The organism is Streptomyces sp. Root431 (assembly GCF_001426585.1).
Classification (GTDB): domain Bacteria; phylum Actinomycetota; class Actinomycetes; order Streptomycetales; family Streptomycetaceae; genus Streptomyces; species Streptomyces stackebrandtii.
The window spans coordinates 466661-479935 of record NZ_LMEI01000008.1; the positions used below are offsets into that span (position 1 = coordinate 466661).

15 protein-coding genes are annotated in these 13275 nt (G+C 73.7%); 10 read left to right on the forward strand and 5 right to left on the reverse strand.

Annotated elements, in window-relative coordinates; translation table 11 throughout:
• Nucleotides 1-113: 113 nt before the first annotated feature.
• Both ASC82_RS13190 and ASC82_RS13195 read left to right on the forward strand, forming a co-directional pair.
• Entirely contained in the window at nt 114-1241 is a 1128-nt protein-coding gene (locus ASC82_RS13190; RefSeq protein WP_056646175.1) for an alpha/beta hydrolase, read from the forward strand.
• A gap of 179 nt (nt 1242-1420) precedes the next feature.
• Nucleotides 1421-2782, forward strand: a complete 1362-nt coding sequence (locus ASC82_RS13195) for a hypothetical protein (protein ID WP_056646436.1) — start codon at nt 1421-1423, stop codon at nt 2780-2782.
• Nucleotides 2783-2812: 30 nt separating this feature from the next.
• Here ASC82_RS13195 and ASC82_RS13200 read toward each other — a convergent pair whose 3' ends face one another.
• Complete coding sequence (locus ASC82_RS13200; RefSeq protein ID WP_079039230.1) at nt 2813-3214, reverse strand: VOC family protein; 402 nt, start codon at nt 3212-3214, stop codon at nt 2813-2815.
• A 68-nt stretch (nt 3215-3282) separates the two neighbouring features.
• Entirely contained in the window at nt 3283-4173 is an 891-nt protein-coding gene (locus tag ASC82_RS13205) for a neutral zinc metallopeptidase (protein ID WP_056646181.1), read from the reverse strand.
• A gap of 275 nt (nt 4174-4448) precedes the next feature.
• Between ASC82_RS13205 and ASC82_RS13210 the strand changes: the two genes are divergently transcribed.
• The 3 genes from ASC82_RS13210 (at nt 4449) to ASC82_RS13220 (ending at nt 7576) form a co-directional block, all read left to right on the forward strand.
• The gene (locus ASC82_RS13210) at nt 4449-6047 is read left to right on the forward strand and encodes an ABC-F family ATP-binding cassette domain-containing protein (RefSeq protein WP_056646184.1); all 1599 of its coding nucleotides are present in this window, start codon (nt 4449-4451) and stop codon (nt 6045-6047) included.
• 376 nt (nt 6048-6423) lie between these two features.
• On the forward strand, nt 6424-6645 hold the full coding sequence (locus tag ASC82_RS13215; protein WP_024756249.1) for a helix-turn-helix domain-containing protein: 222 nt from the start codon (nt 6424-6426) through the stop codon (nt 6643-6645).
• A gap of 130 nt (nt 6646-6775) precedes the next feature.
• Complete coding sequence (locus ASC82_RS13220) at nt 6776-7576, forward strand: enoyl-CoA hydratase/isomerase family protein (RefSeq protein ID WP_056646187.1); 801 nt, start codon at nt 6776-6778, stop codon at nt 7574-7576.
• A gap of 18 nt (nt 7577-7594) precedes the next feature.
• Here ASC82_RS13220 and ASC82_RS13225 read toward each other — a convergent pair whose 3' ends face one another.
• A complete protein-coding gene (locus ASC82_RS13225; RefSeq protein ID WP_056646190.1) occupies nt 7595-8260 on the reverse strand; it encodes a hypothetical protein in 666 nt (221 codons plus the stop codon).
• 93 nt (nt 8261-8353) lie between these two features.
• Between ASC82_RS13225 and ASC82_RS13230 the strand changes: the two genes are divergently transcribed.
• Genes ASC82_RS13230 through amaP form a run of 5 tightly spaced genes read left to right on the forward strand, consistent with a single transcriptional unit; the run spans nt 8354 to nt 10702 of the window.
• On the forward strand, nt 8354-8830 hold the full coding sequence (locus ASC82_RS13230; RefSeq protein WP_056646192.1) for an Asp23/Gls24 family envelope stress response protein: 477 nt from the start codon (nt 8354-8356) through the stop codon (nt 8828-8830).
• 57 nt (nt 8831-8887) lie between these two features.
• On the forward strand, nt 8888-9079 hold the full coding sequence (locus tag ASC82_RS13235) for a hypothetical protein (protein WP_056646195.1): 192 nt from the start codon (nt 8888-8890) through the stop codon (nt 9077-9079).
• Nucleotides 9080-9085: 6 nt separating this feature from the next.
• Entirely contained in the window at nt 9086-9430 is a 345-nt protein-coding gene (locus ASC82_RS13240) for an Asp23/Gls24 family envelope stress response protein (protein WP_056646198.1), read from the forward strand.
• The gene (locus tag ASC82_RS13245; protein ID WP_056646201.1) at nt 9427-10110 is read left to right on the forward strand and encodes a DUF6286 domain-containing protein; all 684 of its coding nucleotides are present in this window, start codon (nt 9427-9429) and stop codon (nt 10108-10110) included. Before ASC82_RS13240 ends, ASC82_RS13245 begins: the two co-directional genes overlap by 4 nt.
• A gap of 4 nt (nt 10111-10114) precedes the next feature.
• Entirely contained in the window at nt 10115-10702 is a 588-nt protein-coding gene (gene amaP / locus ASC82_RS13250) for an alkaline shock response membrane anchor protein AmaP (RefSeq protein WP_056646204.1), read from the forward strand.
• 7 nt (nt 10703-10709) lie between these two features.
• On the opposite strand, the gene ASC82_RS13255 is transcribed toward amaP, so the two are convergent.
• Both ASC82_RS13255 and ASC82_RS13260 read right to left on the reverse strand, forming a co-directional pair.
• On the reverse strand, nt 10710-11474 hold the full coding sequence (locus ASC82_RS13255; protein WP_056646207.1) for an SDR family oxidoreductase: 765 nt from the start codon (nt 11472-11474) through the stop codon (nt 10710-10712).
• A 14-nt stretch (nt 11475-11488) separates the two neighbouring features.
• Nucleotides 11489-13273: a glycoside hydrolase family 15 protein gene (locus ASC82_RS13260; protein ID WP_056646210.1), complete on the reverse strand. Its 1785-nt coding sequence runs from the start codon at nt 13271-13273 to the stop codon at nt 11489-11491.
• Nucleotides 13274-13275 lie beyond the last annotated feature (2 nt).

Consider the following 13275-nt stretch of genomic DNA (forward strand, 5'->3'; position numbering starts at 1 on the left):
ACGGCCGCACACCCCACGGCTCCACCCCCACGGCATCCCCACGGAGCTGCGGCGACACCCCCGCCCGGGTCCGCCCGGTGGCAGGCCGCCCGGGACCTGCCGACACTGGGAGCGTGCGCCCGGCTACAGCGACGGCAGCGGCCGTCACCACCCTGATCGGTGTCGGTGCGGCCGCGATAGCGGCCGGCCGGTACGCCAGCGACGTCGCCCTCAGGGTGCCGTCCGGACGACCACTCCCGGGAGACCCCAGACTCACCGTGCACGCCACGGGACCCGAACGGATCACCCTCACCCGCAGCCTCGCCTCGCTGCGCCCCGGCACGTACGGAATGGAGGCCCCCGGCCTCCACGCCGTCCTCGGCCCCGTCCTCGACCGGGTCCCCCACACCGCAGACTCCGTCGTCCGCCGCCTCGAACGGGTCGAGCTCGGCGTCCTCGGCCCCGGCGTCCACGTCCGCCTCACCCCCCAGCTCCACCGGGGCACCCCGATCAGCGCCCTCGGGCTCGCCCACGAGGACGTCGAGATCCCCGGCGAGCTCGGCCCCCTGCCCGGCTGGCTCGTGGCCGCCCCCCGCACCACGTGGGTGATCGCGCTGCACGGCCTCGGCACCACCCGCGAGCACCCCCTGAACCTCGTCCCCTTCTTCAACCGGCGCAAGATTCCGGTCCTCGTCCCCACCTACCGCGGCGACGAGGGAGCGCCCGCCTCCCCGGACGGTCTCGCCCACCTCGGCGACTCCGAGTGGCGGGACGTCGACGCCGCCATCCGCTACGCCGTCCGCCGCGGTGCCACCAAGGTCGTCCTGCACGGCTGGGGGACCGGCGCCGCGATGGCCCTGCGCGCCGCCGCCGAGTCGGGCGTACGCGACCGGATCGGCGGCCTCGTCCTCGACTCCCCGGTCCTGGACTGGGAGGCCACCCTCCGCAACCTCGCCGCGGCCCACCACGTCCCCGGCCCCCTGCTCCCGCTCGCCGTCCGCGCCGCCCAGGGCCGGACGGGCCCGCACGGGGACCGGCTCCAGGCCGCCTCCGAACCGGGCGCCCTCCGCGTCCCGGTCCTCCTCTTCCACGGACCCGACGACACGATCGCCCCCTGGGAACCGTCCGTCGAGCTCGCCGCCCGCCGCCCCGATCTCGTCACCCTCCACACGGTCCGGCACGCCCCGCACGCGGCGATGTGGAACGCCGACCCCGTCCGCTACGAGGAGGCCCTGCGCCGCTTCCTCACCCCCCTGCTCTGACGGCCGCCGCCGCCCCGCTCAAGCGGCCGTTCTGACGGGGCTGCGGATTCCGATTGGGCTTTCGGGCCGTCAGCGGGAAGACTGCCCCCGTGACGTCTCGAAAGCCCGATGAACCATTGGCGCGCAACTCCAGACTCCGACTCGTCCGCCCGCGGGCGCTGGCCACCGCCCGACGGGCCGTGACGACCCGGCGCACCCGGCCGGCGCCGCGGCCGCCCGAGGGCACTCCGCCCCGCGCGGAACTCGCCCGCCAGGCCCGGCACGTCCTCGCCGACGCCGTACGGATCGCCCGCTGGGCCGCCGTCGAGCGCGGCCCCGAAGCCGCCCTCCGTGCCGGCCCCGCAGCCGTCACCTCCGAGGAACGCGCCGCGGACGCGCTGGACCTGACGCCCGGCCAGATCCGGGCCGGCTGGGACCGCGCCCGGCTCGCGGGGCTCGTCGAGCTCCACGGCGACACCGCCCGCCCCGGCTGGCGGCTGCACGCCTGGGACCGGGACGACTCCGCCGTCCTGCGCGGCTGGGTCGCCCTCTTCGACGCCTGGTCACTGGTCCACCCGGCGCCCGAGGGCGTCGCGCCGAGCGCCGTCGCCGAGGTCGTCGAGGCCGTCCCGCAGGTGCTCTCCCTGCTCCAGCTCTCCCAGGGCCCGGTCCTCGTCCCGGCCCTCCTCGACCTCCTCGGCCAGCGCGTCGAGGAGCTCCGCGAGGAGCGCTGCGAGGTCCCGGCGACCGAGCAGACCCCGGAGCAGCCGACCACCGGCCCCGAGGCGGCGACCACCGCCCACGAGCCGCAGGACACCCCCGGCACGGACGGGCTCCCGGCCCTCCTCGACTGGGCGCTCGAAGGCCTGGCGGCCGTCGGCGCGCTCACCCTCGACCCCGGCGCGGACGCCCGGCACGCCACCCTGACACCCCTCGGCAACTGGGCGGTCTGGGTCAAGCTGGAGCAGATCTGCGTCGCCGCGCAGAGCCCCGCGGGCAACATCGAGCAGTCCGCCGAGGACATGCTCCGCGGCTGCGCCCGGCTCACCCCGGGGCCGGCCCGCGCCGAGTACCGCGCCTGGCTCGCGGCCCGCACGCTCTCCAGCGCCGTGGCCGAACTCCTCGCCGTCGCCCGCGGCGAGGACGCCCTCCTGCGCGGCCTCGCCTTCGAGGCGCTCCGGGTCGTCGGAGCCCCCGCCGAGGCCGAGGTCCGCGCCACCGTCGCCGAGCCGTCCCTGCGTCCGTACGCGCTGCTGTGGCTCGCGGAGTACGAGGGTGCCGACCCCGACGACGCGCAGGAGGTCCTCACCCGCGAGGAGGCCACCTGGCTCTGGGTCGACACGGCGGCGGCCGTCGCCGACCACGGCGAGAGCGAGCTGCTCGTCCGCCACCTCGAATCCGCCGTCCAGGGCACCGTCCCCGCGCTGCTCGACGAGGTCAGGGCCGTCGGCCACCCGCGGACCGTCCAGGTCCTGGTCGCCCTGGCCGCGGCCCACCCGGACCCGGCCCTGTCCAAGGCGGTCCGCAGGGCCGCCTTCCAGGTCCACACCGGCGGCGCCTGAGCCGCTCGGACGACCCCGCCCGGCGCCCGGCTACTCCCCGGCGCCGGGCGTGTAGGTCCCGAAGCTCCAGATGTTGCCCTCGGCGTCCCGTGCCGTGTAGTCCCGCGAGCCGTACTCCTGGTCCGTGGGCGGCAGGACGATCTCGACGCCGTGGGCGACGGCCCGCGCGTGGTGCTCGTCGACGTCGTCCACGTGCACGAAGACGCCCACCGGGCCCCCGCCGGCCATCAGCTTGTCGAACTCGCTGCCCGTGCCCTTGCTGCCGAGCATCACCATGCCGTTCCCGTACGCGAGCTCGGCATGCGCGACCAGCCCGTCCTCGCCCTCGTACACCGCGTTCGCCGTGAAGCCGAAGCCCTCGGTGAGCAGCTTGATCGCGCCCTTCGCGTCCTGGTACGTCAGCGTCGGACAGATGTGGGGTGCCTCAGCCATCCCGATCACTTCCTCTCGATGCAGCCGAATGTGACCTGGATCTCAGTCTCTCAGCCCCCGCCGACAACTCAGCGGAAGGTGTTGCACTGGGCCATGTCGCCGGTCTTGTAGCCCTGGTAGAACCACTGCTGCCGCTGCGCCGCCGAGCCGTGCGTCCAGTTCTCCGGGGTCACCCGGCCCTGGAACCTCTCCTGGATGCGGTCGTCGCCCACCGCGGCCGCCGCGTCGAGACCGTCCCGGATGTCCTCGTCCGTGAGCCGGGTCAGCAGCGGCCGGCCCGTCTTCTCGTCGGGGGCGGTCGTCGCGTGCCGGGCCCACACCCCGGCGTAGCAGTCGGCCTGGAGCTCGACCCTGACGGCGTTGGAGTTCGCGCCGGTCCGGCCGTCCTGGGCGCGGCCGAGGGTCCCCATCAGGTTCTGGATGTGGTGGCCGTATTCGTGCGCCACCACGTACGCCTGGGCGAAGGGTCCGCCGCTCGACCCGAACTTCGTCCGCAGTTCGTCGAAGAAGCCCAGGTCCAGATAGACCTGGTGGTCCCCGGGGCAGTAGAACGGCCCGACGGCCGAGGTCGCCGAGCCGCACGCGGTCCCGACCCGCTGGGAGAACATCACGGTGGGGGCGTTCCCGTAGGTCCCGCCCCGCCGCGCGTACTCGCTCCGCCAGAAGTCCTGGACGCTGTTGACGACGGCGACGATCCGGCAGTCCTCGCGGGTGTTGGCGTCCGAGCCCTTCTTGCAGGTCTGGTTCACCTGGGTCGCGGAGGAGGAGGTCGCGACCGGCTCGTCGCCGCCGTCGGAGAGCCCGAGCTGCTCGGGGCCGACCCCGAAGATCACGCCCAGGATCAGCGCGATGAGGCCGATGATGCCGCCGCCGACCGTCGCTCTGCCGCCCGGGACGCGACTGCTCCGGACGTCCTTGACCTCCGAGGTGTCCAGGTCGGCGTCGTCGTCGAACTGCACGGTCCACCACCCTCCGCGTCACTGCCGCGGCAGTGGCCGCCGCCCTGCGCCGAGTATCGAACGATCTCTCACCACTCGCCCCTTTTGTGAGATATGGCAGAGATCTTGAGAAATGTGAGAAAGCTCCGATCTCGCCAGAAGACACCCACATGGCCGAAAACCAGTTGCAGGAGCCCGTTAGACTGGCCGTATGGCCACTCTCCCCGTGCATTAGCGGCGTCGAAGCCCGTCAGCAGCAGTCCTTCCGCCGTTTCCCACCGCCCTGGAGTCTGTCCGTGATCACCGCCACCGGCATCGAGCTGCGCGCCGGCGCCCGCGTCCTCATCGAGTCCGCTTCCTTCCGCGTCGCCAAGGGCGACCGCATCGGCCTCGTCGGCCGCAACGGAGCGGGCAAGACCACCCTCACCAAGTGCCTCGCGGGCGAGGGCCAGCCGGCCGCCGGTGCCATCGCCCGCTCCGGCGAGGTCGGCTACCTCCCGCAGGACCCGCGCACCGGTGACCTCGACGTCCTGGCCCGCGACCGCATCCTCTCCGCCCGCGGCCTCGACACCCTCCTCAAGAAGATGCGGGCGAACGAGGAGCGCATCGCGACCGGCAGCGGCGGCACCCGCGACAAGGCCATGCGGCAGTACGAGCGCCAGGAGACCGAGTTCCTGACCAAGGGCGGTTACGCGGCCGAGGCCGAGGCCTCCACCATCGCCGCCGCCCTCGGCCTCCCCGACCGGGTCATGGGCCAGCCGCTGCACACCCTCTCCGGTGGTCAGCGCCGCCGCGTCGAGCTCGCCCGGATCCTCTTCTCGGACGCCGACACGCTGCTCCTCGACGAGCCGACCAACCACCTCGACGCCGACTCCATCATCTGGCTGCGCGACTACCTGAAGACCTACCGCGGTGGCTTCATCGTCATCTCCCACGACGTCGACCTCGTCGAGACCGTCGTGAACAAGGTCTTCTACCTGGACGCCAACCGCTCCACGATCGACGTCTACAACATGGGCTGGAAGCTCTACCAGCAGCAGCGCGAGGCCGACGAGAAGCGCCGCAAGCGCGAGCGCCAGAACGCCGAGAAGAAGGCCGCCGCCCTCAACTCGCAGGCCGACAAGATGCGCGCCAAGGCCACCAAGACCGTCGCCGCGCAGAACATGGCCAAGCGCGCCGAGCGCCTGCTCTCCGGTCTGGATGCCGTGCGCGTCTCCGACAAGGTCGCCAAGCTCCGCTTCCCGGACCCCGCGCCCTGCGGCAAGACCCCGCTGACCGCCGAGGGGCTCTCCAAGTCCTACGGCTCGCTCGAGATCTTCACCGACGTGGACCTCGCCATCGACAAGGGCTCCCGCGTCGTCATCCTCGGCCTCAACGGCGCGGGCAAGACGACCCTGCTGCGCCTCCTCGGCGGTGTCGAGACCCCCGACACGGGCCAGGTCACCCCCGGCCACGGCCTGAAGCTCGGCTACTACGCCCAGGAGCACGAGACGCTCGACCCCGAGCGGACCGTCCTGGAGAACATGCGCTCGGCCGCGCCCGACCTCGACCTCGTCGACGTCCGCAAGACGCTCGGTTCCTTCCTCTTCTCCGGCGACGACGTCGACAAGCCGGCCGGGGTGCTCTCCGGCGGCGAGAAGACCCGTCTCGCGCTCGCGACCCTCGTCGTCTCCTCGGCCAACGTGCTGCTCCTCGACGAGCCGACCAACAACCTCGACCCCGCCAGCCGCGAGGAGATCCTCGGCGCCCTGCGGACGTACAAGGGCGCGGTCGTCCTCGTCACCCACGACGAGGGCGCGGTCGAGGCGCTCGACCCGGAGCGGATCATCCTGCTCCCGGACGGCGTCGAGGACCTGTGGGGCGCGGACTACGCGGACCTCGTGGCCCTGGCCTGACCCTGCCCGGAGCTCCGGAAGCGCCCGACGGCGTGCCCCGGGGCCCGAAGTGATCATTCAGGGCTGGATCATTCGGCTCATGGGTGATCCTTCATCTGAGTGAGGGCGTCTCGTACACCCCGGCGCGGTGCTCTGCCGAATCCTTCCGGCAGACCCGCGCCGTACGTGTGTTCCCCCTGCGGCCTTGACCTGGCACTTCCCGCGCCGGGCGGCGCGGGGTCCGCTTTCCCTCGGTGCGGAATATGTGATTCCGCTCGTGGCGGGGACGTGCTCCTCCCGCAACCCGGCGGCACGGACCTTGTCGAATGGGTGGCCAGGACGCCGGGGAGGGGTGATCATGAGAAGTCCAGAGCGCACTTCCCATGAGGAGGCACGGGTGGCCGAGACTCTGAAGAAGGGCAGCCGGGTGACCGGCGCCGCGCGCGACAAGCTCGCGGCAGACCTGAAGAAGAAGTACGACTCCGGTGCGAGCATCCGGGCGCTGGCCGAGGAAACCGGCCGCTCCTACGGATTCGTCCACCGGATGCTGAGCGAGTCCGGAGTCACGCTGCGCGGACGCGGCGGAGCGACACGGGGCAAGAAGGCAGCCTCGGTCTGAGTCATCGGGGCGGCTCTACCGGCCACCGGGTCTCTCGGTGGCCACCCGGTCGACCTCACGGTCGGCCAGGTGGTTACTGTGCAGTCACTTAGCATCGACGCAAGTGCTGCACCGGAACCGGAGGCGCCCCATGACTTCGCTCGACGACTCTGAGCTCGTATTCGACAAGGACGGTGTACGGCTCACCGTCGAGGACGCCGTTGCCACGGTGACCCTGACCAACCCGGCGAAGCGCAACGCTCAGTCTCCCGCTCTGTGGCGGGCGTTGACAGAAGCCGGTCGGTCGTTGCCCGGCAGCGTGCGGGTCGTGGTCCTGCGCGGAGAGGGAAAGTCCTTCTCCGCAGGGCTCGACCGGCAGGCGTTCACGCCCGAGGGCTTCGACGGAGAGCCGTCCTTCCTCGATCTCGCGCGCGGTTCCGAAGCGGACCTCGACGCGGAGATCGCCGAGTACCAGGAGGCGTTCACCTGGTGGCGCCGTAGCGATCTCGTGTCGATCGCGGCCGTCCAGGGCCACGCCATCGGCGCGGGCTTCCAGCTCGCCCTCGCGTGCGACCTGCGGGTCGTCGCCGAGGACGTGCAGTTCGCCATGCGCGAGACCAGCCTGGGTCTCGTCCCGGACCTGACCGGGACGCACCCGCTCGTCTCGCTCGTCGGCTACGCCCGCGCGCTGGAGATCTGCGCCACCGGCCGCTTCGTCCACGCGGAGGAGGCCGAGCGCATCGGTCTCGCCAACATCTCCGTGCCCGCGGAAGAACTCGACGCGACGGTACGGGACCTGAGCGCCGCCCTGCTCGCCGCGCCGCGCGCCGCGGTCAACGAGACCAAGGCGCTCCTCCAGGCTGCCGCCGGCCGCTCGTACGAAGAGCAGCGCGTCGCCGAGCGCGCCGCCCAGGCCCGCCGTCTGCGCGACCTCGCGGGCCTCGGCGACTGACGCTTCCCGCGGCGGTCCCTACCGCAGTTCCGATACGACTACCGTGACCGCCGTCGCCTCCGGGGCGACGGCGGTCACGGCGTTCCGTGCGGCACGCGCCACGTCCAGGGGGCGATGGCCCGCCGTCACCGCCAGCTCGACCCGCACCCCGTCGGAGCCCCGCCGGACCGGCGGGCCCAGCGCGTCCGTCACGCCCGCCACGCCCTCGACGCGCAGCGCCGCCAGCGCGGCGGGATCGTCCGTCGCGGGCGAGGGACGCCCGGGTGGGGGAGTGGTCGGCTCCGAATTCTCCGGCGCCGCGTCGAGCAGCTCCGTCACCCGCAGGTCCACGGCCGCCACCACCAGGCCGAGCCCGTCCTCCGCCGCCGCGAGCAGGGCCGCGCGCAGCTCGGCGGCGAGCTCCGGAAGCGGATGCCCCGCGATTGCCCCGAAGCCCACCGAGATCCGCAGCGCACCCTCCGCAGGCCCGGCGTCCGTTCCCGTGTCCGGGACGGCCTCCGTGCCGGGCCCGATGCGGAGCTCGCCCGGCACCGCTCCCCGTACCGCCGCCGCTGCCCCGTCGAGGACCGTCCGCGCCGCGCGCTCCGTGATCCAGGCCCCGTCCTCCGGTGCCCCGAGCGGCAGCAGCCTGCCCGGAGCGAGCCGGGCCCGTACCGCCGCCGTCCAACCTTCAGCCGTCGTCATTGCCCCAGCCTGCCGTATCCCCGGGGCGGGACCGGGCAGCCGCCCTTAGTGTGGGCAAAGAACCCCGAAATATCCCAGAAGGGGCGAAATCTAATGACGGACAGCACGCACTCCGGTGGCACCACGGCCGACGAACCGCGCCGCACCTCCGTGACCAAACGCGGCGGTGGCGCCGCGGCCTCCCGGGGCCGGACCACGATCGCCGACGGCGTCGTGGAGAAGATCGCCGGCCTCGCCGCACGCGATGTCGTCGGCGTCCACGCCATGGGCAGCGGCCTCTCCCGCACGTTCGGCGCCGTACGCGACCGCGTACCCGGCGGAGGCGGCGGCAAGGCGAACGCCACCCGGGGCGTGAAGGCCGAGGTCGGCGAGGTACAGACCGCGCTCGACCTGGAGATCGTCGTCGACTACGGCGTCTCCATCGCCGACGTCGCCGGCGACGTCCGGGAGAACGTGATCACCGCCGTGGAGCGGATGACCGGCCTCGAAGTCGTCGAGGTCAACATCGCGGTCAGCGACGTGAAGCTCCCGGACGAGGAGGAGGACGAACCGGAGCAGAGGCTCCAGTAGCAGGCCTCGCGGGTCGCACGGCCGCGCGGGTCGAACAGGCCTCGAAAGGGGACAGGAATGAGCATGGCGGTGGTCGGCCTGGTGGCCGGCATGGCCCTCGGCTTCGCCGGGTACTTCGGCGGCTTCGGGGCGTTTCTGCTGGTCGCGGCCTTGGGCGCGATCGGCTTCGCGGCCGGACGCTTCCTCGACGGCGACCTCGAACCCGGCGATCTGTTCCGGGGCCGCGAGCGCGGCGACCGGCGGCGGTGACCCGGGGTGGCAGCGGACCCGGTACGTGACCGCGGGGCGACCTCGATCGCCGACCGGGTCGTCGCGAAGATCGCCTCGCAGGCCGCGCGGGAGGCGCTGGACGCCGTCCCCGAGGGCGGCTCGGCGCCGCACGCCTCGGTCGTCGTCCACCGGGACGTCGCCCGGGTCTCGGTGAGCCTCGAACTCGCCTACCCCTCCGACGTCGGCCGCCAGTGCGGGGCCGTCCGGGGCCGGGTCCGCAGCCGCGTGGAGGACCTCGTGGGCATGGAGGTCCACGAGGTCGGCGTCCACGTCGAACGCCTCCACTCGCCGTACACACACCAGAGCACCCCGAGGGGCCGCCTCTCATGACCACCACCCCGGCTACGGACCCCTCGGCCCCGGACCCCTCGGCCCCGGACCACCCGGCTCCGCCCCCCGGCCAGGCCGATGCGGCAGGGCCGCCCTCCGACTCCGTTCCCGTCCTCGCCGACGACGCCACCGGACCCCCCGTACGCCGCTTCTGGGCGGTCCGGCGGATCCCCGCCGCCGTCCTCGCGGCCGTCGTCCTCGGCGCGGCCGGGCTGCTGCTGTACGACGTGGCGGCCGTCCGGGCCGACCGCTCCGCCATGGCCTGGCGGCGCGAGCTCGCCGACGGGCTCGCGAGCCGGCCGCTCGACAACGCCGCCGTCGTCATCGGCGCCGTCCTCGCCGTCGTCATCGGCGTCTGGCTGCTGATCCTGGCCGCCACCCCCGGACTGCGCGCCGTCCTCCCCATGCGCCGCCGGCACGCCGACGTACGGGCCGGGCTCGACCGGGAGGCCGCCGCCCTCGCCCTGCGCGACCGCGCCATGGAGGTCTCCGGCATCCAGTCCGTCCGGGTCCGCGTCGGCCGCGCCAAGGTGGGCGTCCGGGCGGTCTCGCACTTCCGGGCGCTCGAAGAGGTCCGCACCGACGTGGAGACCGCCCTCGCCACCGGCGTCGACGAACTCGGCCTCGCCCATCCGCCCGCGCTGACCGTACGGGTGACCCGACCGCCCAGGAAGGGGTGACCCGGTGACGGTCGTCCTCCGGCGCGTCAACCGCGTCCTGCTCGGCCTCGCCGGGCTGCTCCTCGTCCTCGGCGGCGGCGCCGTCCTCGCCGCCGCCCTCGACCTGTCCGTGCCGTCCTGGTGGCCCTGGTCGGGCCCCGACGACGTCCTGCTCTCCGCCGCCGACCGGCAGCGGTGGCGCGACGAGGGCTGGTGGTGGCCCGTGGTCATTGCGGCCCTCGGGATCATCGTCCTGCTCGCCCTGTGGTGGCTGCTCGTCCAGTTCCGGCGGGCCCGGCTCCGCGAGGTCCTCGTCGACACCGGCGACGGCGAGGCGGCGATCCTGCGCGGCCGGGCCCTGGAGGCCGTCCTGGAGGCGGAGGCCACGGCTCAGGACGGCGTGGCCCGGGCCAAGGTCTCCCTCACGGGCCGCCGTGCCGCCCCCCGCACCCGCGTCGCGCTCCTCCTGGAGCCGTACGCGGCCCCGGGGGAGGCCCTGAGCATCCTCGGCACCGAGGCCCTGGCGCACGCCCGCACGTCCGCGGGGCTGCCCGCGCTGCCGACGGAGGCCCGCCTGCGGGCCGTGAAGCACCGGGCCCGCAGGGTCAGCTGAGCACGGCTCAGAAGCCGCCGCGCGCGCCGCCGTCCACCGGGATCATCAGCCCCGTCAGGTACGAGGCGGCCGGCGACAGCAGGAAGGCCGCCGTCCGCCCGAACTCCTCCGGAGTGCCGTAGCGGCGCAGCGGGATCGTGGCCTCGTTCGCCGCGCGGGCCGCGTCCGCGTCGCCGGAGAGCGCGTCGAGGGAGCGCACCCGGTCCGTGTCGATCCGGCTCGGCAGCAGCCCCACGACCCGGACCCCGCGCGGGCCCAGGTCGTTGGAGAGGGACTTGGCGAAGCCGGCGAGCCCCGGGCGCAGCCCGTTGGAGATGGTCAGGCCGGGGATCGGCTCGTGGACCGAGCCGGACAGGACGAAGCCGATGACCCCGCCTTCGGTGAGCGTCGCGGCCGCCGCGCGGGCCAGCCGTACGGCCCCGAGGAAGACGGTGTCGAAGGCGGCCGCCCACTGCTCGTCGGTGTTGTCGGCCGCGAAGCCGGGCGCCGGGCCGCCGACGCTGATCAGGATGCCGTCGAAGCCGCCGAAGCGCGCCCGGGCCTCGGCGATCAGCCGGTCGGGGGTGCCCGGGTCGGCGTTGTCGGCGGCGGTCCCGGCGACCCCGGACCCCTCCCCGCCCAGCTCGGCGACGGCCTCGGCGACCGTCTTCTCCTCGCGCCCGGTGATCAGTACCTTCGCGCCCTCGGCGAGCAGCGCCTCCGCCGAGGCCCTGCCGAGCCCCCGCGTCGCGCCGGTCACCACGTACACGCGGTCCTTCAGTCCAAGATCCATGGACCCATCCTGACCTATTCCGCCGCCTCCTCGGCGGCGAGCGCGAAGGCGGTGCCCACGAGCCCGATGTGACTGAAGGCCTGCGGGAAGTTCCCGAGCTGGCGGCCGGCCACCGGGTCGTACTCCTCCGCGAGGAGCCCCACGTCGTTGCGGAGGGCGACGAGCCGGTCGAAGAGCCGGCGTGCCTCCTCGGTCCTGCCGGTCAGCCGCAGCGCGTCCGCCAGCCAGAACGAGCAGACGAGGAAGGTCCCCTCCTGCCCGGGGAGCCCGTCCACCGCTCCGGAGTCCGTGCTGTACCGGCGCAGGAACCCGCCGTGCAGCAGCTCCTCCTGCACCGCGTCCACCGTCCCGACCACCCGGGGGTCGTCCGGCGGCAGGAAGCCGACCTGCGGGATGAGCAGGGTGGCGGCGTCCAGCTCCCGGGAGCCGTACGACTGGGTGAAGGTGTTCCGGACGGGGTCGTACCCCTTGGCGCACACCTCGGCGTGGATCTCGTCGCGCATCGCCCGCCACCGCGCCGGGTCGCCCGGCAGCGAGGGGTCCGCCTCAAGGGTGCGCACCGCCCGGTCGGCGGCCACCCAGGCCATCACCTTCGAGTGGGTGAAGTGGCGGCGCGGCCCGCGCACCTCCCACAGCCCCTCGTCGGGGTTCCGCCAGGTCGACTCCAGGAAGCCGAGCAGGCTCAGCTGGAGGTTCCAGGCGTGCCGCTGGGCCGGGATCCCGGCCTCGCGCGCGCGGTTGAGCGAGTCCATGACCTCGCCGTACACGTCGAGCTGGAACTGCTCCACGGCCGCGTTCCCGGTCCGTACGGGCGCCGAGTCGGCGTAGCCGCGCAGCCACGGCAGCGTCGTCTCGGGCAGCCGGCGCTCCCCGGCGGGGCCGTACATGATCTGGAGGTCGGCCGGGTCGCCCGCGACCGAGCGCAGCAGCCAGTCCCGCCAGGCGGCCGCCTCCTCGACGTATCCGGCGGCGAGCAGCGCGCCGAGGGTGAGGGAGGAGTCGCGCAGCCAGCACGCGCGGTAGTCCCAGTTCCGTACGCCTCCGAGTTCCTCCGGCAGCGAGGTGGTGGGGGCGGCGACGATCCCGCCGGTCGGGGCGTAGGTGAGGGCCTTGAGAGTGATCAGGGAGCGCAGCACGGCCTCGCGGTGGGGGCCTTGGTAGGTGCAGCGGGCCGACCACTCCCGCCAGTCGGCGAGGGAGAGCTCCAGGGCCTCGAAGGGGTCGACGAGGTCGGGGCGCGGCTCGTGGGAGGGGTGCCAGGTCAGCACGAAGGCGACCTTCTCGCGGGCGGCGACGGTGAAGGAGGAGCAGGTGGCGAACTGCTGGCCCCAGGTCTTCACGGGCGGCTCGCTGCGCAGCCAGACGGCGTCGGGCCCGGCGACCGCGACGCGGTGGCCTTCGGAGCGGCGCACCCAGGGCACGATCGAGCCGTAGTCGAAGCGCAGCCGCAGGGCGGAGCTCATCTCGACGGTGCCGCTGACGCCTTCCACGATCCGCATGACGTCGGGTGACTTGTCCCGCTGGGGCATGAAGTCGACGACCTTGACGGTGCCGGTGCGGGTCGTCCAGTAGGTCTCCAGGACGAGGGAGTCCTCGATATAGCGGCGCGTCGTGCAGACCGTGGCGCCCTTGGGCGCGATGCGCCAGTGGCCGTTGTTCTCGTCGCCGAGCAGCGCGGCGAAGCAGGCGGCCGAGTCGAAGCGGGGCAGACACAGCCAGTCGATCGACCCGTCACGGCCGACGAGCGCGGCGGTCTGGAGATCGCCGATGAGGGCGTAGTCGTCGATACGTTGCGTCACGC